Genomic DNA, 22,036 nt, shown 5'->3' on the forward strand with positions numbered 1-22,036 from the left:
TCAGCGTCCGGAGGAGGAGGCGTCCTTGGACCGGGAGACATCGGTCTCAAAGAAGTCCGGGATCTCGTGTTCAAAGCTCTTCAGGTAACGCGCATAGCTCAGCGTGGCCTGGTCACCCAGGATCGGCAGGCGCTGGCCGGCCTGCTGCCCGGAGGCCTGCAGGCGGAACAGATTGCGGGTGGCCTCGCCGCTGGGCAGGCGCGCGCGCGGTGCTGCGGGCGATGCTGGTGCGATGTCGTTTGCGATGGTCGTCGCTTGCGCCGTGGCCCCCCCGGCGGATGCGGAGGGAGCGGCGATGTCCAGGCTGGGAAGCGGTTCGGCCTGCATCGGCGCTGCAGCCGGTGCCGACAGCGAGGGGCCACCGAGCATCTGTCCGGTCAATGGCTGTTGCTGTGCCTGCACGGCACCGGCCACAAGCAGGCAGCACAGCACGGGCAACAGGCGTCGGGTCTGGCGCATCGCGGTCATGGTGTGCTTCCGGTCGGGTGGTCGGTGGCGCTGAAGCGTTCCAGCATCGAGGGTGGCAGGCGCTGCGGATCGCGTTGGACGCGCGGGTCGCGGCGGGGTTCGCCCGCCAGCCGTGCGCCGCCCGATGCACGAGCGCCACTCTCGACGCTGGCCGTGTGTGCAGGTGTGGCTGCGTTGGCGGCGGCAGCGGCCTGTCGTTGCTGCAGGCGCGTGCGGATCTGCTGGGCCTGCTGCTGGATGCTTCGGCGCGTTTCCTCGTTGAGGCTGGCCTGTGCCGATAGCCGCTCCGCCGTGGCCTGGTCGCCGCGCAGTACCGCCCAGAGTGCAAGGTTGGCCGTTGCCTTGGCGTTGCCCGGTGAAAGTTCCAGGGCCTTGGCCAGCGGCTCGCGGGCTTGATCGAACTGGCCGGCACGCAGCCGTGCATAGCCCAGGTCGCCCAGATAGTCGGTGTTCAAGGGCTGCAGCTGCGTGGCGCGCGCCAGCGCCTGTTCGCTTCCGGCGTCGTCGTCGCGGCGTGCAGCGATCAGGCCCAGGCCGTGGGCGGCCGCCGCGGCCTGCGGCCCGCTGGACAGCTCGCGATACAGCGTGACCGCCGCGTCGGCCTGGCCGGTCTCGCGCAGTGCGTCGGCCTGCAGCAGGCGCAGGGCAGGGCGATCACCATAGCGCTGGCGGAAGGCCTCCACGTGGGCCAGCGAGGCATACCAGGCGCCCTGCTGCTGCATGCGTTCGATCAGCTCCAGATAGGCGTTGCGGCTGTCCTGCGGATCGGGTTCCGGCGGCGCAAGGCTGGGCGCCCGCACATATTTCGGTGTGGTCGAGGCGCAGCCACTGGCCAGGGCGGCGAGGGCGACGGCAAGCAGCAGGCAGGAGGTGCGCAGGGCAGGCATCAGGGAGATCCCATCTTGGACAGGGTGGTGGCCAGCGCGACCAGCGCCGGGCCGGCAAGCACCAGCATCAGTGCCGGCAACAGGGTCAGCATCATCACCACGGTCATCTTCACCGAGAGTTTGCCGACCTTTTCCTTCAACGCGTTGCGGCGCTGTTCGCGCAGGCGGATGCTGAACTGGCGCAACGGCTCCTGCACTGCGCCGCCGTGCGCATGCACCTGCAGGATCAACTGCATCAGGCTGGCCAGGTCATCATCGGCGTAGACCTCGCTCAGACGCCGCAAAGACTGCGCGCGCGTGCGGCCATGGGTATAGGCCACATTGGCTTCCTGCAGTTCGCCGCCGAGTACCGGCAATGCATCGCGCAGCTTGTCACCCAGGGTCTGCAGGCTCTGGTCCATGCTGAAGCCCACGCCCTGCAGCAGGCGCAGCAGGTCGATCAGCAGGGGCAGCTCGTTCTCGACCGCGCGGCGGCGGCGCCTGACCCACGACGACAGCACGAACTTGGGCAGCAGCAGCCCGGCCGCCAGCGCACCGATCACCACCATCACCTTGGCAAGCCCGTGCGCGCTGCTGAACGCCAGCGCCAGCGCCAGCACCAACAGGGCAAGCAGCAGGCGCAGGCCGAGATAGATCGCGGTGCCACGGCGCGTGTTCCAGCCAGCCAGGTCCAACAGCAGCTTGTCTTCGTTGGCAAGCAGCGCAGCCTCCAGGCGGCCGCCACTGAGCGAGCGCCCGAAGCGCTCGATCCAGCCCAGCGAGTCGCGGCGCGTGGCCTCGGTGTCGCGGCCTTCCTCACGCGGCTGCAGCGCGGTTTTCAGTGTGGCTGAGGTGCGGTGCTCGCGATGGCTGCGCACCCAGCCGGCGATACCGAGCAGGGCGACGCCGGCCGCCAGCACCAGCAGCGAAAGGGCGAACCAGGCGCTGGCGCTCATCGGGCACCTCCGGGGCGGCTGTGGGCGGTCATAGCGATTTGGCCAGGCGGTACAGCAGGAACGCCCCTAGCAGTTCCAGGCCCAGCGCGATCAACAGGATCCTGTGACCGAGCGGGTCGTGCAGCACCGGCTGGAAAAACGCCGGGCTGGAGATTGCCATCAGCACCGCACTGGCGGGCGGCAGCAGCCCCAGTACCCAGGCCGACATCCGTGTTTCCGAGGTGGTGGCCGCCAGTTCCTGCTGGGCCTGTTCCAGGTCGCGCATGAAATCGCCCATGCGTTGCAGGATCTGGTCGGCGCGGCCACCGATGCGCACGCTCACGCCGATCACCACTGCCAGCACCTTCAGTACGTCCATCCGGTACGGCTGCGCGGCCAGGCTCAATGCACGATCCAGGTCCATGCCGCTGCGCGCATAGCGCACCGTGGTGTCGAGCAGGCCGCGCAGTGGCGCGCTGGTCTGCATCGAAGACACCTGGAACGCGGCCTGCAGGCTGTTGCCCAGCGCGGTGAGGCGGACCAGGTTGTCGAGAAAGTCCGGCATCTGGTGCAGCAGCTGCGCGCGCAGCTTCGTGATCCGGCGCATCACCCACAGCCAGCAGCCCAGCAGGTACAGCAGCAGGGTCAGCGGAAACATCCAGGCCGTGCCCAGCCGCATCGCCGCCACGACCGCAAGCATCAGTCCCGGCACCAGCAGCATCAGCGGCAGCTTCCAGCCCGGCCGAAGGCCGGCGCGCTGCAGGACACCGTCCCACGGCAGTACACGGGTTCCGGTGCTGGCCGGGCGGGTCGAATCGTTGGCCGCCGCAACGGCAGGCCCGGCCGGTACCGCGCCGGCCGCGCTGCCGCGCGCCAGCTGTTGCTCGGCATGCTGCAGCGAGGCCTGGCGCTGCTCACGGCTGGCGGCGGTGCCCCATAGCCAGACGGCCAGCGCCAGCAGCACCGAGATGATGCTCAACACGCCCAGCAGCAGGCCGGTGCCCATGCTCAGAAGTCCCCGTAGAGCGATTCACGCAGTTGCTGGCGGAACGGCTCCAGCTTGTGCGAGTGCGGATGGAAGCCCAGGCCGATCCAGCGGTCGGTCTCGCGGCCGGTGGCGTCGATCTGCACCTCGTGGCGGAACATTTCCTGGGTGGTGATCAGGTTGTCGCTGACCCCGGTGATCTCGGTGATCGAGACCAGCACCCGGCGCCCGCTGCCCAGCCGCGAGATCTGCACGATGAAGTCGATGGCGCTGGCAATCTGCCGGCGCAGGCTGTCCTCGCTGCCCTGGAAGCCGGCAAAGCCTGCCAGCATCTCGATGCGGTACAGGCAGTCGCGTGGCGTGTTGGCGTGGATGGTGGCCATCGATCCGTCATGGCCGGTATTCATCGCCTGCAGCATTTCCAGCACTTCAGCGCCGCGCACTTCGCCGACCACGATGCGGTCCGGGCGCATGCGCAGACTGTTGCGCACCAGGTCGCGGATGCTGACCGCGCCCTGGCCCTCGGCGCCGCCGATGCGGCTTTCCAGGCGCACCACGTGCGGATGGTTCAGCGAAAGCTCGGCGGTGTCCTCCACGGTGATGACGCGCTCGCTGGGTGGCACGTAGCTGGCCAGCGCATTCAGCAGCGAGGTCTTGCCGGAACTGGTGCCGCCGGAGACCAGGATGTTGCAGCGGCCCAGCACCATCGCCTTCAGCAGGGCCTGCATCGGTGCGTCGAAGGTGCCCTTGGCAAGCAGCTCGTCGGGGGTGAACGGGTCCTTGCGGAACTTGCGGATGGACACCATCGGCCCGTCCACCGCCAGTGGCGAGATGATCGCGTTGAGGCGGCCGCCGTTGGGCAGGCGCGCATCGACCATCGGATTGGAATCATCCAGCCGGCGGCCAAGCGGCGCGAGGATGCGGCGCAGGATGCGCAGCAGGTGGGTGTCATCGGTGAAGCGCTGGGTGGCACGCCGGAGCTGGCCACCCTGCGAAACGTGCACGTCCTTGAAACCGTTGATCAGGATGTCTTCGATGGAGGGGTCGTGGAGCAGGTCGTCCAGCGGGCCGAAACCGGTCAGCTCCTTGACCAGGCCCTCGGCAACCACCTGCATCTCTTCTTCGTTGATCGGGATGCGCCATTCCTGGATGAAGCCCACGGTCTGTACCTGCACCCAGCGGGCGATGGTATCCGGGGCCCAGGAATCGATGTCGATGCGCTCGTCCTCGATGCTGTTGAGCAGGTGCTCATGCGCGGCCGACAGCACCTTCTGGTACTGCTCGGTCTGTGCGAACGGCAGGTGGCCCGGGCTTTCGTGCAGCAGCGGGCGGGCAACGGCATGCGGGAACGGGGTTACCTTGTCTTCCATTGCGATCCACCCAGGGCAAGGGAGAGTCTTTCCCGCAGGCCATGCGGCTGGACCGGGCAGGCAGCCGGGTCCAGCCGTGACACGAGCGGGGCGAGGGCACGCAGGTAGGGATCGCGCGGCGCATCCTGCAGCAGCAGGCGGCCCTGGCTGGCGGCAAGGCGCACACGCGGTCGTTCAGGCAATGTCGCCAGCAACGGCAGTTCGAAGCGGCGTGCGATCTGTTCCGGGCTCATGCCGCTGCTGTCGTCGTGGCGGTTGATCACCAGTTGCAGGCGTTTCTCGCGCTCGCGCTGGCCTGCAAGATGCTTCAGTGCCTGGTCCAGCGAGACCAGCGTGGCGATCGACGCATCGGTGACCAGCCAGATCTCGTCTGCCTGGTCCAGCAACAGCGGCGGCAGCTGCCGCAGCGGGCAGCCGCCGGCATCACACAGCACGCTGGCGAACACCCCGCGCAGGCGCTGCAGCAGCGCGCCAGGGTCGGACGGGGGCACGGCATCACTGCCGCCGGCACGGTCCAGCAGCACCAGCCCGGAGTCATGGCGCGCCATCGCGGTGCGTGCAAGGGTGGCGTCGATGCGGCTGGCGTTGCGCAGCGCATCCTCGTAGTGGAAGCGGCTGTCGAGATTGAGGTACAGCGCAAGGTCACCGGCGGGCTGCGCCAGTTCCATCAGCAGGCCGTCCTGCTGCACTGCATCGCCCTGGGCGAGGGCCCGCGTCTGTTGCGCCAGCACCGAAAGATGTGCGGCCAGGGTACTGGTGCCGACGCCTGCGCGCACGCCCAGCAGCACGATCAGGCGCGCCTTGTGCGCATGCTGCGCCACCGCGGCCGGGCGCGGTGACAGTGCGCGCCGCAGGGCCGCCTCGATGCCGGCGTTGTCACTGTCCAGGTCCAGCACATCGCGCAGGCCGGCGCGCAGCGCGATCACCACGCCTTCGACCTGGCCGGCGCTGGTGGCGCCGACCGCGACCAGCGCCAGGTCCGGTTGGGTCTGCTGCAGCTGCTGTGCCAGTACGCTCGAGGCAGCCGCGTGCTCGGGCCGGAAGTCAAGCAGCACCAGGCTCTGCGGGCCGCGTTGCAGGTCCTGCGCCGACGTCGGCGCACTGCTGTCCTGCCAGTGCAGGGTGGTGGTCGGCGGCAGCTTGGCGACCAGCCGGGGCAGCAGTTCGCGGTCGATGCCGTACAGGACCAGGTTCATCGGCGGTCCTTGCGGATGCAGCGGCTGGGCGGTGGCGTAGGGCATGGGCGTGGTTCTACAGGCGTCATGGAAGTCAGCGCGAGAAGCCGGGCACCGGGTCCTGGCTGACCGGCCCCAGCAACCACGATCCCCATTCGGGAAGATGCGGCTTGGCTTCGCGCTCGCCAGGCAGCGGCAGTTCGGTATTGCGTGCCAGCGGCTGCACCAGACGCGGGGTGACGATGATCACCAGCTCCTTGTCCTGGCGCTTGTAGTCGAAGTTGCGGAAGAACGAACCAATGATCGGCAGGTCGCCCAGCAGTGGAATCTTGTTGACGTTGGAGACGATGTTGGAGCTGACCAGGCCACCGATGACGAAGCTCTCGCCATCGCCCAGCTCGACCGTGGTATCGGCGCGACGGGTGGTGATCGAGGGAATCTGCACGTTGTTGAGCACGATCGCGTTGCTGTAGTCCAGGTCGCTCGCCTCCGGCGCCACCTTCAGCGCGATCCGGTTCGGCGCCAGTACCGTTGGGGTCACGGTCAGGCCGATGCCGAAGGGCTTGTAGGTGATGGTGGTGGTGCCAAGCCCCTGCGGCTCCAGGATCGGCAGCTCGCCACCGGCCAGGAAGCTGGCGCTCTGGCCGGACAGTGCCACCAGCGTCGGCTCGGCCAGCACGCGCGCCATGCCATTGCTCTGCAGCAGTTCGACATCGGCGTTCCACAGTCCCTTGGTCGAGCCGAACACCAGCCGGAACGCCGATGAAATCGGCGACACGGCCTCGTTGCTGCTGTTGCCTTCCTTCATGCCGGGCAGCAGGCCGGTATTGCCGGGCAGGCCAGTGCCGGGTCGCGCGAAGCCATAGGCGAAGCCGCCGTTGCGGTTCTGGAAGTTGATGCCGATCTGCTTCATCGCGGTCTTGTTGAACTCGACCACCTTGACCTCGACCTGGACCACGCCCCCACTGTTGATGGTGGACGCATCGGCAAGCATGCCGTCCTTGCCCAGCGCCATCGCCGCAGTGCGCTGTTCCTGCATGTGCGTGAGCATGCTGTCGGTGCTTCCCTGCAGGAGGCCCTGCTGGTCCTGCTGGGTGAACACCAGCCCGGTACCGCCGGTGCTGGCAGCGCCCTGTACGGCGCTCTGCACCCGTACCGTCAACCGCTGTGGCTCGGCCTGTCTGCGGTGCCACAGCAGCAGGGTGGTGGTACCGGGCATCTTGCCGACCAGCAGCGCCTGGCGCTGCCCGCGCAGCATCACGATGTCGGCCACACCCGGGTCGGCAATGGCCACCCGCTCCAGGTCGGCCGGCAGGTTCCAGGGACGCTGCTCGCGCGCCTGCAGCACCAGGTCATCGGCGGCCACGCTCGTTGCCGGCGCCAGCAGCACCAGCAGCAGGGCCAGCCAGCGCTGGCGGAGGGAGAGGCGTGGACGGCGGCGACGTTCGGTCATGGATGCACTCGATGCAGGTCAAAGGGAGGCACGGGATGCGGAACTGTCGCCGCGGATGATCTCGATCCCCGACGCGCGCGGTGCACTGCGACGTGGCGCCGGCGCGCGCGCCGGTGAATCCGGGGTGCCGCGTTGCGGTGCACTGCCACGTCCGGCCAGCGCGTCGCTGTCGATACCGGCAAAAGCGTGGTTCTCCGGCCGCTGCAGGGCGAGCTGCTGTTCGGCGTCGAGCCCACGCAGCGGGTCGATCACTCCGCGCGATTGCGGGAACAACGCCAGGTCGGGCAGGCCGGTATCGGCGGGATTGCGCAGGGCCAGGAAAAGCTTGCCCTGCTGCGCACCCAGCAGCAGCCGGTTGGCGTCGGCCACCGGTACCGCAAGCACCGCGCTGCGCGCGGGTTGCGGCGCTTCATTGCTGCTGCTGTGCGTGCTGCCACTTCCGGTGATGTCGGCAGCGCGCGGGTCGTTGCGGGTGTCGGCCTCGCTGTCGGAAGTAGTCTCTGTGGCTACCGGCACGATGTCCTGCTGGCCGTAGCTCAGGACGCGCAGGCGCGACAGCAGCAGGCGCGTCTGCGCGGCTTCGCCAGGGCTGTTGATGTTGGGTTGGGCGTTGCGGAGGTTGAGGAAGACGTCGACGAAATCACCGGGAAGGATGCGGTTGCCGGCACCGACCAGTTCGTCCACGGGCACGGCCAGTGCACGCTCGCCCGGCCGCAGCTGCAGCGAGAAGCCCTGAGCCAACGCGCTGCCGTTGATCACACTGCCTTCGGCAATGTCCTGCACCGGCACCTTGCCGGTCACGGCGGCAATGCTGGTAGCGGCGCCGGGGACGGGTGAGGTGCGCTGGGCCAGGCGCAGGCCGTTGGCGCTGATCGGCTCGCCCGCAGGCAGGCGTGCCACGGCTTCGACCACGGTGATCGCCTGCGTCTCGCTGTGAACGACTGGTGCGACCGTTGCAGGTGCGGCGGGTTTGCGCCCGATCATGAAGGCGATCAGCGCCAGCAGCACGGCCAGGCCGATCAGGGCGACGGCAGCGATGCGGGTCAACTTGAGCATGGAACCGTCTCCAAAGTACCGATCATCAATTGCCGCTGCCGAGATCGAGCTGCGCGACCGCGACGCTGCGGATGGGGGCCTGCATCACCCACTTGTAGAGCGTGGCGGTGCCGGGCAGGAAGGGATGGTTGGCGTAGTCGTAGCTGACCGTCACGGTCATGCACTGGGCCGTGGCCAGACCGGCGCAGGGCGCCTGTGCCGACACCACGATGGCGTTGCTGCCCCCCGCGCTGCAGTCCACGTTCTGCTTGGAAAACTGCAGCAACCATTGCATCGAGGTGCGTGCGGCGACGCAGGCGGCTGTGCGTCGTTCGCTGGCGGTGCCGTAGCGCAGCGAGGCGCGCGCGCCTTCGGCCGAGGCGGTGGCCAGGGTCTGTTGCGCCGCCATGATCATCACCCCGGAGAAGGTGAACAGCAGCAGCGGCAACAGGCCGAGCATCAGCATCAGGGCGAACTCGATGCTGGCGACACCGCGTTGCAGGCGTGGGCTGCGGATGTTCATGGTGCACCTCCGTAGATGCTGGCCAGCACCCAGCCGATGGCGGCCAGTGCCAGGTAGGCTGCATAGGGAATGCCACGTCGTCCCTGGCGGGCGGCCTGCATGTCACGCAGCACCGGGTGCGCTTGCCACTGCGTGCTGGTGCGATTGACCTGCATCTGCAGGTGACCGGGCAGCAGCACGCCCAGGCGGCGACCGGCCAGCACCAGCACGGCATGCAACCCAGCCGTGAGGCTCGCTACCAGCCAGACCGGCAGCAGCGCCTGCCAGCCCAGCATCAGGCCCACCACGGCGAAGAACTTCACGTCCCCGGCGCCCATCCAGCGCAGGGCATGGAACGGCAGCAGCGCCAACAGGCCGATCGCCGCGCCGGCCAGGTGGGGCAGCCACGGCTGGCGCGGCGCACTGAACTGGCCGACCACGATCACCGCAGTGGCGATCACGCATGCGGCGACCAGCCAGGTGTTGGGCACCCGACGGGCATACAGATCACTGATCGCGATCCGCAGGCAGACGCCGATGGCCAACAATCCCAGCACTGTCATCGCACACTCCATCGTCCGTCACTGGACGGTCTTCGCCTGGTTCCATGGGCCCCGCCGTCGCGGCCCTGCCGGCCGCGCGCGGTCGCCGCTCAGGTCGTCGAGCCCGACGCCTTGGTGGCCAGTGCGGAGAGGTTCTTGAACAGCGTTTCGAAGAACCCCTTGATCTGGTCGTTGCCGACCGCAATCAGGACGCCAGCGATGACGGCAGCCAGCAGCCCGTACTCGAGCGCGGTGACGCCGTCTTCTTCCTTCAGGAATTTGCGGATCGATGCGTTCATGACCAATGTCTCCCTCTACCTGTCTGCGGATGCAGTACACCTGCGTTGGGCGGTGGCCCGGCTCCGCCGGGATCGTCCGTGGGCCTCCGCGCGTCCTGGCGGAGGAGGCACGGCGGGACTGGCCCGCTGTGCTCAAGCAGGGTGATCGTTTCCAGGCGGGACATCGGCCGCACGGTCGCGACCGGACGGCCCGGGGCCGGTGGTCGAGGCATCCAGTGATGCGTGCGTGGTCATGCTGTCCCCCTGGGTGCGGCCAGATCAGATGGCCGGATCACCGTAATGTCGACTTTGCCTGAATGGCGGTTGGCTGCAACCGGAACCTATATGCAAATTCGGCAGAAACCCCGGAATCCTGAAAATTTCAGATGGTTTCTGTGACGAAAATCCGTTCGCACGCAAAACGATTCATTGTCGTGCAGATAATGTGATTCGCTTTGTAGTCCATGCGAAAACCGTGCCAGCCGCTCCGACATTTTCTTCACTTGTGTATCCATTTTCATCATGCCGGGCCGCGGGTTTACCTTTGCCGATTATTGGGCATACTCGCATTCAAGCTCTTGCATTGATTTGTACGATCGCATCGACGCCGGCGCTGCCGGCGTGGCAACGGAAATGGATTCTGGATCGTTGCGCGCCCTGTCAGGCAGTGGGGGCCGCAGCGGATGGCGGATCAACGGGGGGACAACACTGTCATGGTCGATGGTGGGGTAGAGGACAGCGACGACAGCGGCCTTCGGTCCATAGACCTGGCCACGCTGAGCGGCGTGCTTCGCGTCTGTGATGTCGAACTGCTGCTGCTGGATGGCAACGGGCCACGGGCGGCGTTCGCTTCGCGCGTGCACGAGGAAGCCCTGTTCTGCAGCATCAGCTGCGGCTTCCATTGCCGTGGCCGTTTCATGCTGCCGCCGGACTGGGCGATGCTGGGGTACCTGCACGCCACCGATGAAACGATGAGCTGGTGCCACGGCGTGCCGCTCACGCCGGGCATGGCGCTGACGATCATGCCGGAGGGCATCAGTGAGTTCACCCTGAGCCCGGGCACGCACATGACCCTGATGCTGGTGCCGGTGGCCCGCGTCCAGCGCAAGCTGACCGAACTGAGCCTGCGCAGCACGCCACCTGCTGGCCAGGCACTTTCGCTGTTCAACCTGGCCAGCGACGCCACGCCGCTGGCGCGCCATTACCAGCAGCTGCACCTGCAGCTGGGACAGGGGGCAGGGCTGCAGCCGGATGAAACCGAGAACCTGCTGCATGAGCATGTGCAGGCCCTGCTGGGCGCCGGTGCGGCGGATCGCCCAGGCTGTACCCGTGCGCGGCGCACGCATTATCTGATCGCGCAGCGTGCAGAGAACTTCATGCGGCTCAACCTGCGTCGCAACATCTACATGAACGAGATCTGCGATGCCGCCGGCGTCAGCGAGCGCGGCCTGCGCTATGCGTTCGAGGACCTGTTTGGAACCTCGCCGAACCGCTACCTCTCCATGCTGCGCCTGTGCGCGGCCTGCCGCAGCCTGTCGATGGCAGACTCCAGCCGTCGCTCGGTGAAGGCGATCGCCCTGAGCTGCGGGCTGTGGGACCTGTCGCGCTTCGCTGACAACTACCGCAAGGTATTCGGCGAACTGCCGCGCGACACCCTGATGCGCGCACCCGCGCAGATCGGCCAACCGGCCTGATCCAGGCCCGGCAAGGGTTTTTGCGGTGTTTATGCCGGAATTGCGTATCCGCTTGCCGATCGTGTTGCCGCTTATGCATAGCCGGCTGCCGATTCCGGCCGTGGATTTGCCGGAATGCGCGATTGCCGTGCCGGATTGAAGTGCACCGCCCTCGTTGCAACCGCTGAAATGTCAGTCACCTGCCTAGCGGCAAGTCCACTGACATTCCAGTTGTTCGCCTACGGGGGAAATGCTCATGAACCGCATCTACCGGCGTGTATGGAACCGCCAGCTCAATGCTCTGGTTGTGGCCTCGGAACTGGCCACCGGCGACAGCGGCGGCAGCGCCGCACGCGATCCGCGAGCCTTCCTGCTGATGCCCACGGCCCTGGCGCTGGCACTGCTGTGTGCGCTGGCCAGCGGTCACGCTGGGGCCTCGGAAACCAATCAATCGCTGCGTGACCTGCAAGCACTCGCGGCAAAGTATGCGCAGCCGATGCCGGTCAAGGTTGACGCGGAAGTGGCCCTGGCTGCCGCCGCGCGGCAGGCGCAGAACAGCCCCGCAATCAGTGCGGATGCTCGTCTGGGCCTGCAGTTGAATACCACGTCGCTGCCGCTGGTACCTGACGTGTTGCCGGCCACCGTGCAGGTGAAGCTGGCGGCGAACACCGTGCCGAAGCAAGTGGCCGTGCCGGCGCTGGCGGCTGATGTCCGCGCCAATGTTGGCGTGGGCAACGCTGCGGCCAGGGCGGCACAGGTGGATGCATCGCTGGCTGCGCACGTTGCGCCCGGCGCCCAGGCGCCGCTGGGCGTCGCTGCCGATGCGCGCGCCAGGGCCAAGGTCGGCATCGCTGGCCGCCAGGTCGCTTCGATCGATACGGGTGCCCGGGCGGCCGCCGGCCTCAGCGGTGCAGCCGCCGGATCACTGCCTGGGCTGAAAGCCACCGTCGACGGCAAGGCCGACACGCATCTGGCGGTCGCTGGCCATCACATCGAAGGGCAGGGCCAGGCCCGGGCGACGGCGGCAGTCACGCTGCCGGCCAAGGAGGAGCTGCCGGGTGAAACCCATGATCGTGCCATCAACGCCGCCTTCGATGCCGGCGTCGCCGGCAAGGTGCGCGTGCAGGCGCCGGACGGCCAGGAGGTAGTGGCCGATCGCAACCTGAAGCTGGCCGGACAGGCGACCGTCGCGGCGCAGCACAGCGCACTGGGCGTCGGCAACCTGGTGGGTGGTGCGGTGGGTGCTGTCGGTGGGACGCTTCACAGTGCCGCGGGTGCAGTTGGTAGCGCGGTGGGTGGCGCGCTGAACGGCACAGTCAGCACGGTTGGCAGCGCAGTGGGTGGCACGCTCAACAACACGGTGGGCGCAGTCGGTGACGCAGTTGGCGGTGCTCTGAACGGCACCGTCGGCCAGGTCGGCAGCGCCGTGGGCGGCACGCTCAACAACACGGTAGGCGCAGTCGGCGGCGCAGTGGACGGTGCTCTGAACGGCACTGTCGGTACCGTTGGAAGTGCAGTGGGCGGCGCACTGAACGGCACCGTCGGCCAGGTCGGCAGCGCCGTGGGCGGCACGCTCAACAACACGGTTGGCGCAGTCGGTGGCGCAGTTGGCGGTGCTCTGAACGGCACTGTCGGTACCGTTGGAAGTGCAGTTGGCGGCGCACTGAACGGCACCGTCGGCCAGGTCGGCAGCGCCGTGGGCGGCATTCTCAACGGCACCACCGGCAGCCCCACCGGCGACCTGGGCGGCGTGCTGGGCAGCACGCTGGGCAGTGTCGGAAGCGCGGTGGGCAACCTGCTCAACGGCAATCTCAATGGCACCGTCGGCAACCTGGGCACCGCCGTGGGTGGCCTGGTGGGAGGCACGCTGGGCAGCCTCGGCCTGACCCAACCCTCGGCGATTCCGCCAACCAGTCCGAAGGCGCCCGCGCCGGCCGACCCGAATGCTGGCCTGATCATCGGCACCGGTGGCCTGGTCGGCAATGTCGGCCAGCTGATCGGGCCGACCACCACCAGCCTGTTCGGCGGCAACGGCTACCTGAGCAACGGCAATCTCAAGCTCAGCAACGCCAACGTCATGCAGACCTATTCGACGGTCAATGTGCTGGGCCTGCCGGTGGTCAACCTGTCGCCGGTCGGCAGCACGCTCAATGGCCTGGGCGGCGCAGCCACGGGCGGCAGCTCGCACCTGACCCTGATCGGTGGCGTGACTTCCGACAGTTACATCTACAACATCAACAACGGCAATCCCGGTGGCCTGCTGGGCCTGCTTCTGCCAACCGACTCGCCGGCGTGGGCGGCCAAGTGCCTGGACATCGCGCTGGCCGATATTTCCTGCTGGGCGGTCAACGCGGCACAGGACTACCAGGTGTTGATGGGCGATGGCGCCTTCGCCAACGGGTCCAAGGAAGTGGTGATCGGTGCCAATGCACGCCATGAACTGCCGAAGGTCGATGCCAATGTCGCCTTCCCCGGCGATGGCGTCAACGATCCCAGCAATCCGACCGGCGTGCCGACGGCCGACTATGCCGCCCGCATGGGCCACTCGGTCGTCGTCGGTGACAGTGCCGTCGGCACCGCCAACGGACAGACCCTGCTGGGTGCCGAAGCCACTTCGAACCAGGCCAACTCGGTCGCGCTGGGTTACCGCTCCGCTGCACTGCGCGGCGCTCAGGCCAGCTACAGCGCGTACGGCCTCACCGCACCCCAGGTCTCGGCCGGCGAAGTGTCGGTGGGCACGGCCGGTGGCGGCGAGCGCCAGATCACCAACCTTGCCGCGGGCAGCGCCAATACCGATGCTGTCAACGTGGCCCAGCTGAAGGGCGCCATCAGTCTGATCGACGATGTGGCCTCCGCAGCGGTCACCTATGACCTGGACGGCTCGGGCAACCCGAACTATCGCCGGGTCACGCTCGGCGCAGGCACCGGCACCACCACCATCGGCAATCTTGCCGCCGGCGCGGTCACCGCCGGTAGCCTGGAGGCGGTCAACGGCGGCCAGCTGGCGGCTACCAACAGTGCCATCGCCAGTTTCTTCGGTGGTCGTGCGGCTTTCGATCCGGCCAGCGGCATCTTTACTGCACCGTTGTTCGAGATCAGCACGATCTCCACTGGCGGTGCCATCGCCAAGGGCCTGTATGAGAATGCCACCGATGCCTTCGCCGCAGTCGATGGCTCGCTGGTCAACCTCAATACGCAGATCACCGACATCCGCAACGGTGGCACCAAGTACCTGCGGGTGAACTCGACCGGTACCGAGGCGCTGGCCACCGGCGCCGACTCGATCGCGGTCGGTACCAACGCCCGCGCCACTGCCCCCAACAGTATCGCGGTGGGTGCCGGCAGCCTGGCCGACCGTGCCAACAGCGTGTCCATCGGTGCGGCCGGTGCCGAGCGCCAGGTCACCCACATGGCGGCCGGTACTGCTGCGACCGACGCGGTCAATGTTGGCCAGCTGCAGGCATCGGAACAGGGCGCGCTGCGCTATGACCTCAACGCCGATGGCAGTGTCAACTACGCCAGCGCCACGCTGGGCCAGACCGGCACGGCAACCACGCTGCGCAACCTTGGCCCGGGCCAGGTCAGTGCCACCAGCAGTGAGGCCATCAATGGTGCCCAGCTGTTTGCCGCCAACCAGGCGGTAGCCACCCATCTGGGCGGTGGTGCCGCGGTCGATGCCAACGGCGTACTGACCGCACCGACCTACTCGATCAACAACGTCGCCGCCAACGGCACCGTGACCAAGGGCAGCTACAACGATGTTGGCACCGCGTTCGATGCAGTCAGCAACTCGCTGGCCAACGTTGCCGACCAGACCGGCGAGATCGACAAGCTGGCCGTGAAGTACGACGTCGATGGCAGTGGCAACGTGCTCAACAGCGTGACGCTGACGGGTACCGGCACCGGCGCGGTGAAGATCACCAACGTCGCCGCCGGCAGCATCCTGGCCGGCAGCAGTGATGCCATCACCGGCGACCAGCTGTTCAGCACGAACAGCACCATCGCCACCTACTTCGGCGGCACCACCGCCTACAACGGCACCACCAACGTGTGGACCGCGCCGACGTTCAGCATCTCCAGCATCGCCACCGATGGCACCTTCACCAGCGGCGACTACAACAACGTCACCGCCGCCTTCACCGCTGTCGACGGCTCGCTGAAGGTCCTCAACCAGCGCATCACCAATGGCGGTGGTGGCAGTGCGTACCTGGCGGTCAACTCAACGGCGGCCGCAGCCACCGCGGCGGGTGCGGAAGCGGTGGCGGTCGGCCCGCAGGCCAGCGCAGCCGGTGCGAACAGCGTGGCGGTCGGCAACGGTGCCAGCAGCAGTGCCGGCAACAGCGTGGCGCTGGGTGCCGGTTCGGTCGCCAGCGTCGGTGCACAGAGCGGCTACACCGGCGCCTACGGGCAGACTGGTGCCAGCAATTCGGCCGGTGAGGTCTCGGTCGGCAGCAGTGGCAGCGAACGCAAGATCACCCACGTGGCCGATGGCTCGGACACCTACGACGCGACCAATGTCGGCCAACTGAAGAACGGCGTGAACTACGCCATCGACGAGTCGAAGAAGTACACCGACCAGAAGATCCAGAACATCACCAACGTGGCCGGCAGCTTCCGCGCCAACAACACCAACAACCTGGCCGACCCGTCCGCCAGCGGCGCCAATTCGGCCGCCGGTGGTGCAGGCTCCACTGCCGCCGGTGCCAACTCGACCGCGCTGGGCAATGGTTCGCAGGCGCAGGCCGACAACTCGGTGGCCTTGGGTGCGGGCTCGGTGGCGAACCGGGCCAACACGGTCTCGGTCGGTGCCGCCGGTGCCGAACGCCAGGTGGTCAACGTGGCAGACGGCTCGCAGGCCACCGATGCGGTCAACGTGCGCCAGCTGCAGGCTTCGCAGCAGGGCACGATCCGCTACGACACCACGGTGAACGGCGCGACCAACTACAACAGTGTCACCCTGGGCAGCACCAGCAGCGGCCCGACCACGGTCCGCAACGTTGCCGCCGGCACCGCCGGTACCGACGCGGTCAATGTGGACCAGTTGAAGTCGGGCATGGCGCAGACCCTGGACTGGTCCAAGGCCTACACCGACGAGCGCATGGGCGGCTTCGAGCGCGACCTGCGCAAGACCGACAATCGCGCTTCGGCCGGTATCGCTTCGGCGATGGCCACCGCAGCGCTGCCGCAGCCGAGCGAGGCGGGCCGCAGCATGGCCTCGATCGCCGCCGGCAGCTACAACGGCGAATCGGGCGTGGCGGTCGGTATCTCCGGTGTCTCCGAAGGCGGCCGCTGGATCTACAAGTTCAGCGGTTCGACCAACAGCCGTGGCGAGGCCGGTGTGGCCGTCGGTGCCGGCATCCAGTGGTGATCCCCGCCGCCGGGCCGCACCCGCGGCCCGGCATCGCGGAAACGTCTACAGGGGGAACGACATGAAACAGCATCGCATCGCCCGCGCCGGCCAATGTGCCGCCACGCTGGGCCTGATCCTGGGGATGGGCCTGCTGGCCGCCTGCCGCAGCCATGCGCCGGCCGCCGACGGTCCTGCCGAAGCCACCGCCGTGCACTTCCCGGAGGCCTCCAAGGCCTCGCTGAAGGAAGGTATCTATCCCGACGTCGCCGACCTGCGCCGCTTCGCGCCGGGCATGAGCAAGCGGCAGCTGTACACGCTGCTGGGCACGCCGCACTTCAATGAAGGCATGTGGGACGTGCGCGAGTGGAACTACCTGTTCAATTTCCGCACCGCGCAGGGTGCGGAGTACTTCACCTGCCAGTTCCAGGTGCGCTTCGACAGCAAGGGCATCGCGCAGGGCGGTTATTGGAAGCCGGAGTCGTGCGCGGCCGTGCTCGAACCGCCGCGGCCACCAGCGCCACTGGCACCGGCACCGCTGCCGGAGCAGCCCCTGCGGCTGTCGGCCGACGCGCTGTTCGGATTCGACAGCGCGGTACTCAGCGCCGAAGGCCAGCAGGCGGTGCAGGGCATCCTGGCGCAGGTACGCGAGGCCGCGCAGGTGCAGTCGATCAAGGTAACCGGCTACACCGACCGTATTGGCAGCGCCAGCTACAACCAGGCACTGTCGCAGCGCCGCGCCGATGCCGTGCGCAACGCGCTGGTGCAGGGGGGCGTGCCTGCAGCCAGCATCAGTGCCGAAGGACGCGGTGCGGCCGAGCCGATCGTGCAGTGCGAGCAGCGCAACCGGCGCGAACTGATTGCCTGCCTGGCGCCGAACCGGCGCGTGCAGATCGCCGGGATGGCACAGCCACATTGACCTTCCTGCGCCGGGGCGATGCCCCGGCATCCCGAGTCCCCCCTGACCGCCGGCAGGCGTGGCAACGTCTCCCCCGTCGTCCACGCCTGCCTGCGGCTCAGGTTTCCAAACGGTGCACGCGATGAATGCCCAATTCCTGCCCCTCTCCATGAAGACGGAAGCTACGCTCAGCGTGTACGGCCAGCTCGGCAACCATGCCGTGGTGCGCATCCCCGGGCGGCGCCTGCCGGGCCTGATCCTGCAGGCCGATACCGTGGCCGGGTTCCTGGCCCAGCTGCAGGAAGCCCAGGCCTGCCTGCGCAGTGGCCGCGCACAGCGCACCGATGCCGAGCTGGACATGCTGATCGACGTGCTGCAGCAGTGGTATGCACTGATCGAATCGCGCCTGGCCGACGCCGGCGAGGCCCTCTAGCAAAAAAAGGGACGGAGGGGATTAAGTCGTTTCCGGCACAACCGGGGCATATGCGACTTAATCCCCTCCGTCCCCTTTTTTCAAGCGTGGGCGCGGATCAACCAACAGGCGGCATCCACACGAACGCGGTCACCTTCGATGAACGGCGCGAATGCGGCCAGTGCTTTTTCGCGAAGCACTGCGGCGCGGGCTTCCGGCATCGATCGCAGGGCCAGTCCCAACGGTCCCAGGTGACCGACATAGGTCGGCAGGTCTTCGCGGGCGAGCGAACAGGGCAGGTCCACCGCAACCACTTCCACGCCATTCCAGCCGGCGGCCTGCAACAGGTGCTGCACGCGCTCGCCATCGGCAAAAGCGAACTGTCCCGGTGCGCCGGGTACGCGGGGCGGAAGATCCAGTTCATCGCCAATGGCGCGCTCGGCGGTGGTCATGAACGGATTCTCCCCGGCACTGCGCCACGCGATGAAGCGCAGCCCAGCGCCCGGTGTCGTGGCACGATGCAGGTTGGCGAACGCGGCCTGGCTGTCCTCGAAGAACATGACGCCCAGCCGCGACTGGATCCAGTCGAAGTGCGCGGGCGGCAGCGGATGGCGCTGCGCGTCTGCCACGATGAAGTCCGCGTCCAGTCCTGCCGCCTTGGCGCGCTGATGGGCCAGCGCCAGCATCGGCGCGGAGATGTCCAGGCCGGTGCAATGTGCCGCGGGGCGCGCTGCGGCCGCGGCCAGCAGGCTGGCGCCGGTGCCGCAGCCGATGTCGAGCAGTTCGGTAACGGTCTCTGGAAGTTCGGTGACCAGCAGGTCAGCCATCGGCTGGAACAGGCCGTCAAGAACAGCCTGTTGCGCAACCCACGCCTGGCCGCCAGGGCCGTTCCACAGGGCGTTCTGATCAATGGGAGATGTGCTTGCCATGGCCTTGCCTCGCCGGGTAGTTGCCCATAGCTTGACCCACGCCTGGCCGCCAGGGCCGTTCCACAGGGCGTTCTGATCAATGGGAGATGTGCTTGCCATGGCCTTGCCTCGCCGGGTAGTTGCCCATAGCTTGGTGCTTGAAGGTCACTTGAGGTCAAGCCCGTGCGCGAACTGGATATCGGCGAGGTGGTCAAGCGCAGTGGCGTGCCGGCCTCGACCCTGCGCTACTACGAACAGCTGGGGTTGTTGCATGCGCTGGGGCGCCGCGGCCTGCGCCGGCAGTACGACGCGCAGGTGCTGGAACGGCTGGCGCTGATCGGCCTGGGCCAGGCGGCCGGGCTGTCGCTGCAGCAGATCGGTGCATCGCTGCCGTCACAGCAGGGGTGCATCTCACTCGACCGCGAGGCACTGCTGGCACAAGCCGAGGTGCTGCAGCGGCAGATCACCCGGTTGCAGCGGGTGCGGCGGCACCTGCAGCGCGCAGCGGCCTGCCCGCAGGCGGAGGATGCCCGCAAGTGCGGTTCGTTCCGGAAACTGTTGCGCGCGCAGCAGCGGATGGGCGGTTGAATCAATCGCGGGTACTGACTTCCCACGTGGCATGCAGCACGCCCGGCACCTGCTCCATCCGTGCCAGCACCACGTCCAGTTCATCGGCACTCACGGCCGTACTGACCAGCACCGCGATCACATCGGTAGGCGCGTCGGCATGCTCGACCACCTGCACATCGCCCACCGGATACTGCGCCGCTTCCAGCGCATCGACCAGGCGCTCGCGCACCCGCGGCACGGCGTCGGCATCCACGCTCAGGCGCACCTCGTAGGTGGCTTCGGTCGCTGCCTCGTTGATCGGAATGCGGTTGATGGCATTCACCAACGGCCGCAGCAGGGTGTTGCCGGCGATGATCAACACGGTCAGCAGGACGCCCTCGGCCAGCATGTCCGCGCCGGTGCAGCTGCCGACCGCTGCAGAGCACCACAGGGTGGCGGCGGTGTTCAGGCCACGCACGTTCATGCCTTCCTTCATGATCACGCCGGCACCGAGGAAGCCGACACCGGAGACCACGTAGGAGATCACCCGTACTGCCTCGGCGCTGCCGGCGATGCGCATGCCGAGGTCGACGAAGGCGGCGGCGCCGACCGCCACCAGCACATTGGTGCGCAGGCCGGCGGTGCGTTGCCGGTACTGGCGCTCGGCACCGATCAACGTACCCAGCACGAAGGCGGCCAGCAGGCTGACCACGGTGTCGGCGAAGGGACCTGCCTGGAAGGTCTCAATGAAGCGCATGGCCGGAGTCTACCCGGTCGAGGTGACAGTAGATCCACGCCATGCGTGGATTTCGAAAGTGCCAGAAGCGGCTTAATCCCCTCCGTCCCCTTTTTGCGGGGTCAGTCGGTGTCGTCGACGCGCTCGCCCATCAGTTCGCGCTGGCGCTTGTCCAGCTCCTCGGCGTAGCGCTTGCGTACGAAGGCTTCGGACACCACGCCCAGCACCTGGCCGTCGGCGCCGACCACGGCCAATTCATCGGCCTGGGTCTGGTCGAAGCGCTGCATCACGCTGACCACGTCCGCGGACGGCGACAGCGACACGTCACGGTTCTCGGCCAGCTCGCCAATCGCCGTCTCCGGTTTCACGCCGTCGCCGTAGACGCGCGGAATCTGCACGATGCCGGCGTAGTGGCCCTCGCTGTCGATCAGGATCACCCGGCTGCCCGAGCCCAGCGGGAAGCGCTGGCGGAACGTGGCGGCGTCAAGGTCGGACGGGGCGGTGGCCACGCCCTTGCGCATCAGTCGGCCGGCGTTGAGGTTCTGTACCCAGCCCACGTCGCGGGCACTCTTGATGGTCTCCCCGCGCAGGTGCATGCGCCAGGTCGAGAACGAATAACCAAACCACTGCCGTACCAGCGTGCTGGAGACCAGCACCGCACTCATCACCACGCTGGTCAGCAGGAAGTCGTGGGTGCCTTCCAGTACCAGCATGGCCATGGTCATCGGCGCGCCGACCACGGCTGCGGCCAGCGCCGCCATGCCGGCCAGCGCGGCGGAGGTGGCGTCGACCACCGGCACGCCGGTGGCCATGGCCAGCAGGCCGGCGAACAGCGCGCCGACCAGGGTGCCCATGAACAGCGAGGCAAAGAACAGGCCGCCACGGAAGCCGAAGCCCAGCGAGATGCCCGAGGCCAGGCACTTCAGGGTCAACAGGCCGCCGATCCAGATCAGCGGCAGGTGCGTGGTCAGGTCCAGATGCAGCGCGCCGTGGCCGGACGACAGCACTTGCGGGCTGGCCAGGGCCAGCGGTATCAGCAGCAGTCCACCGACCACCGGCCGACCCCAGGCAGGCAGCGGGCTGCGCTTGACCGTGCCCTCGATCGAGGCGATCAGCCGCATGATGGCAATGCCGACCATCGCGCAGCAGCAGCCGAGCAGGCCGTAGATGGCGTAGTCGGCAGCGCGAACGTCGATGGTCGAGGCAGCGGGCAGCAGGTAGGCCTCGATGCCAGCCTGGTCGGCCACGAACGCGCCGGCCAGTGCAGCCACCGCCACCGGCGCCAGTGCGGCCGGGGTGTAGGCGCCGATGACGATCTCGAAGGCGTAGAAGGCACCCGCCAAGGGCGCACCGAAGGCGGCGGCGATGGCGCCGGCGGCACCGGCGCCGACCAGGATGCGCACGTCATTGCGGCGCAGGCGCATCACCCGGCCCAGCTGCGAACCACTGCCGGCGCCCATCTGCGTATACGAAGCCTCCAGACCCACCGAGGCGCCGCAGCCATTGGACAGCAGGGTCTGGGTCAGCACGATCAGGTTGTCGCGCATCGACATGCGGCCGCCATGCAGGGCATTGGCTTCCACCGCATCGAGCAGGGGCCGCTTGAGCCGGGTCGCGGCCAGGCTGACCAGGCCCACCAGCAGGCCACCCAGCGGCAGCACCAGCAGCGCGGTCCATGTCAGCGAGGGCAGGGAGCTCAGGCGCATACCGTCGTCCAGCCCATACAGCGTGCCCTGCAGCCAGCGCGCGATGCCCGACTGCAGCAGGGTCAGGTAGCCGGCGATCAAGCCGACCAGCAACGCCAGCGCGATGAACCACAGGTCGCTGCCACGCAGGCGCAGGCGCAGGCCCTGGAAGGCCAGATGCAGGCGCGATGGCGAAACAGGCAGTGACATGGTGGCGGC

19 protein-coding genes are annotated in these 22,036 nt (G+C 67.9%); 5 read left to right on the forward strand and 14 right to left on the reverse strand.

The annotated features are described in order from the left end of the window. The 11 genes from AC5P74_RS06395 to AC5P74_RS06445 all read right to left on the reverse strand — a co-directional run bounded on the left by AC5P74_RS06395 (position 1) and on the right by AC5P74_RS06445 (position 9,630). Positions 1-468, reverse strand: a complete 468-nt coding sequence (locus AC5P74_RS06395; RefSeq protein WP_188247597.1) for a DUF3613 domain-containing protein — start codon at positions 466-468, stop codon at positions 1-3. Continuing rightward, positions 465-1,355, reverse strand: a complete 891-nt coding sequence (locus AC5P74_RS06400) for a tetratricopeptide repeat protein (protein WP_171957158.1) — start codon at positions 1,353-1,355, stop codon at positions 465-467. The genes AC5P74_RS06395 and AC5P74_RS06400 overlap by 4 nt, the downstream gene beginning before the upstream one ends. Continuing rightward, positions 1,355-2,290: a type II secretion system F family protein gene (locus tag AC5P74_RS06405; protein ID WP_171957157.1), complete on the reverse strand. Its 936-nt coding sequence runs from the start codon at positions 2,288-2,290 to the stop codon at positions 1,355-1,357. Before AC5P74_RS06405 ends, AC5P74_RS06400 begins: the two co-directional genes overlap by 1 nt. Positions 2,291-2,318: 28 nt before the next feature. Beyond that, positions 2,319-3,275: a type II secretion system F family protein gene (locus AC5P74_RS06410; RefSeq protein WP_346607821.1), complete on the reverse strand. Its 957-nt coding sequence runs from the start codon at positions 3,273-3,275 to the stop codon at positions 2,319-2,321. Positions 3,276-3,277: 2 nt separating this feature from the next. Then, entirely contained in the window at positions 3,278-4,624 is a 1,347-nt protein-coding gene (locus AC5P74_RS06415; RefSeq protein WP_053500164.1) for a TadA family conjugal transfer-associated ATPase, read from the reverse strand. Beyond that, complete coding sequence (locus tag AC5P74_RS06420) at positions 4,609-5,865, reverse strand: CpaE/TadZ family protein (RefSeq protein WP_053500166.1); 1,257 nt, start codon at positions 5,863-5,865, stop codon at positions 4,609-4,611. Before AC5P74_RS06420 ends, AC5P74_RS06415 begins: the two co-directional genes overlap by 16 nt. A 28-nt stretch (positions 5,866-5,893) precedes the next feature. Further along, complete coding sequence (locus tag AC5P74_RS06425) at positions 5,894-7,252, reverse strand: type II and III secretion system protein family protein (protein ID WP_065178477.1); 1,359 nt, start codon at positions 7,250-7,252, stop codon at positions 5,894-5,896. A gap of 18 nt (positions 7,253-7,270) precedes the next feature. Next, complete coding sequence (gene cpaB, locus AC5P74_RS06430) at positions 7,271-8,308, reverse strand: Flp pilus assembly protein CpaB (RefSeq protein WP_346607822.1); 1,038 nt, start codon at positions 8,306-8,308, stop codon at positions 7,271-7,273. Between the two features lie 25 nt (positions 8,309-8,333). After that, on the reverse strand, positions 8,334-8,810 hold the full coding sequence (locus AC5P74_RS06435; protein WP_053500170.1) for a TadE/TadG family type IV pilus assembly protein: 477 nt from the start codon (positions 8,808-8,810) through the stop codon (positions 8,334-8,336). Next, positions 8,807-9,352 carry an A24 family peptidase gene (locus AC5P74_RS06440; protein ID WP_053500173.1) on the reverse strand — a complete coding sequence of 182 codons (546 nt, stop codon included), beginning with the start codon at positions 9,350-9,352 and terminating at the stop codon, positions 8,807-8,809. The genes AC5P74_RS06435 and AC5P74_RS06440 overlap by 4 nt, the downstream gene beginning before the upstream one ends. A gap of 89 nt (positions 9,353-9,441) precedes the next feature. Further along, positions 9,442-9,630 carry a Flp family type IVb pilin gene (locus AC5P74_RS06445; protein ID WP_005416979.1) on the reverse strand — a complete coding sequence of 63 codons (189 nt, stop codon included), beginning with the start codon at positions 9,628-9,630 and terminating at the stop codon, positions 9,442-9,444. A 692-nt stretch (positions 9,631-10,322) separates the two neighbouring features. On the opposite strand from AC5P74_RS06445, the gene AC5P74_RS06450 reads away from it, so the two are divergent. From AC5P74_RS06450 to AC5P74_RS06465, 4 genes are all read left to right on the forward strand, one after another. Continuing rightward, the gene (locus AC5P74_RS06450; protein WP_053500175.1) at positions 10,323-11,303 is read left to right on the forward strand and encodes an AraC family transcriptional regulator; all 981 of its coding nucleotides are present in this window, start codon (positions 10,323-10,325) and stop codon (positions 11,301-11,303) included. Positions 11,304-11,538: 235 nt separating this feature from the next. Then, positions 11,539-16,650 (forward strand): YadA-like family protein, encoded by a 5,112-nt coding sequence (locus tag AC5P74_RS06455; RefSeq protein WP_346607823.1) that lies wholly within the window; start codon positions 11,539-11,541, stop codon positions 16,648-16,650. Positions 16,651-16,711: 61 nt separating this feature from the next. Then, the gene (locus AC5P74_RS06460; protein ID WP_346607824.1) at positions 16,712-17,548 is read left to right on the forward strand and encodes an OmpA family protein; all 837 of its coding nucleotides are present in this window, start codon (positions 16,712-16,714) and stop codon (positions 17,546-17,548) included. 148 nt (positions 17,549-17,696) lie between these two features. Further along, positions 17,697-17,960 (forward strand): DUF6959 family protein, encoded by a 264-nt coding sequence (locus AC5P74_RS06465; RefSeq protein WP_223224455.1) that lies wholly within the window; start codon positions 17,697-17,699, stop codon positions 17,958-17,960. 80 nt (positions 17,961-18,040) lie between these two features. On the opposite strand, the gene AC5P74_RS06470 is transcribed toward AC5P74_RS06465, so the two are convergent. Next, positions 18,041-18,868 (reverse strand): class I SAM-dependent methyltransferase, encoded by an 828-nt coding sequence (locus AC5P74_RS06470; protein WP_346607825.1) that lies wholly within the window; start codon positions 18,866-18,868, stop codon positions 18,041-18,043. Positions 18,869-19,030: 162 nt separating this feature from the next. On the opposite strand from AC5P74_RS06470, the gene AC5P74_RS06475 reads away from it, so the two are divergent. Then, positions 19,031-19,435 (forward strand): MerR family transcriptional regulator, encoded by a 405-nt coding sequence (locus AC5P74_RS06475; RefSeq protein ID WP_329843583.1) that lies wholly within the window; start codon positions 19,031-19,033, stop codon positions 19,433-19,435. Between the two features lies 1 nt (position 19,436). On the opposite strand, the gene AC5P74_RS06480 is transcribed toward AC5P74_RS06475, so the two are convergent. Together AC5P74_RS06480 and AC5P74_RS06485 are read right to left on the reverse strand one after the other, a co-directional pair. Continuing rightward, entirely contained in the window at positions 19,437-20,153 is a 717-nt protein-coding gene (locus AC5P74_RS06480) for an MgtC/SapB family protein (RefSeq protein WP_005416969.1), read from the reverse strand. Between the two features lie 101 nt (positions 20,154-20,254). Then, complete coding sequence (locus tag AC5P74_RS06485; protein WP_050562703.1) at positions 20,255-22,027, reverse strand: chloride channel protein; 1,773 nt, start codon at positions 22,025-22,027, stop codon at positions 20,255-20,257. Between the last annotated feature and the right edge of the window lie 9 nt (positions 22,028-22,036).

This window comes from Stenotrophomonas sp. YJH_SMC_94-11 (assembly GCF_059370435.1).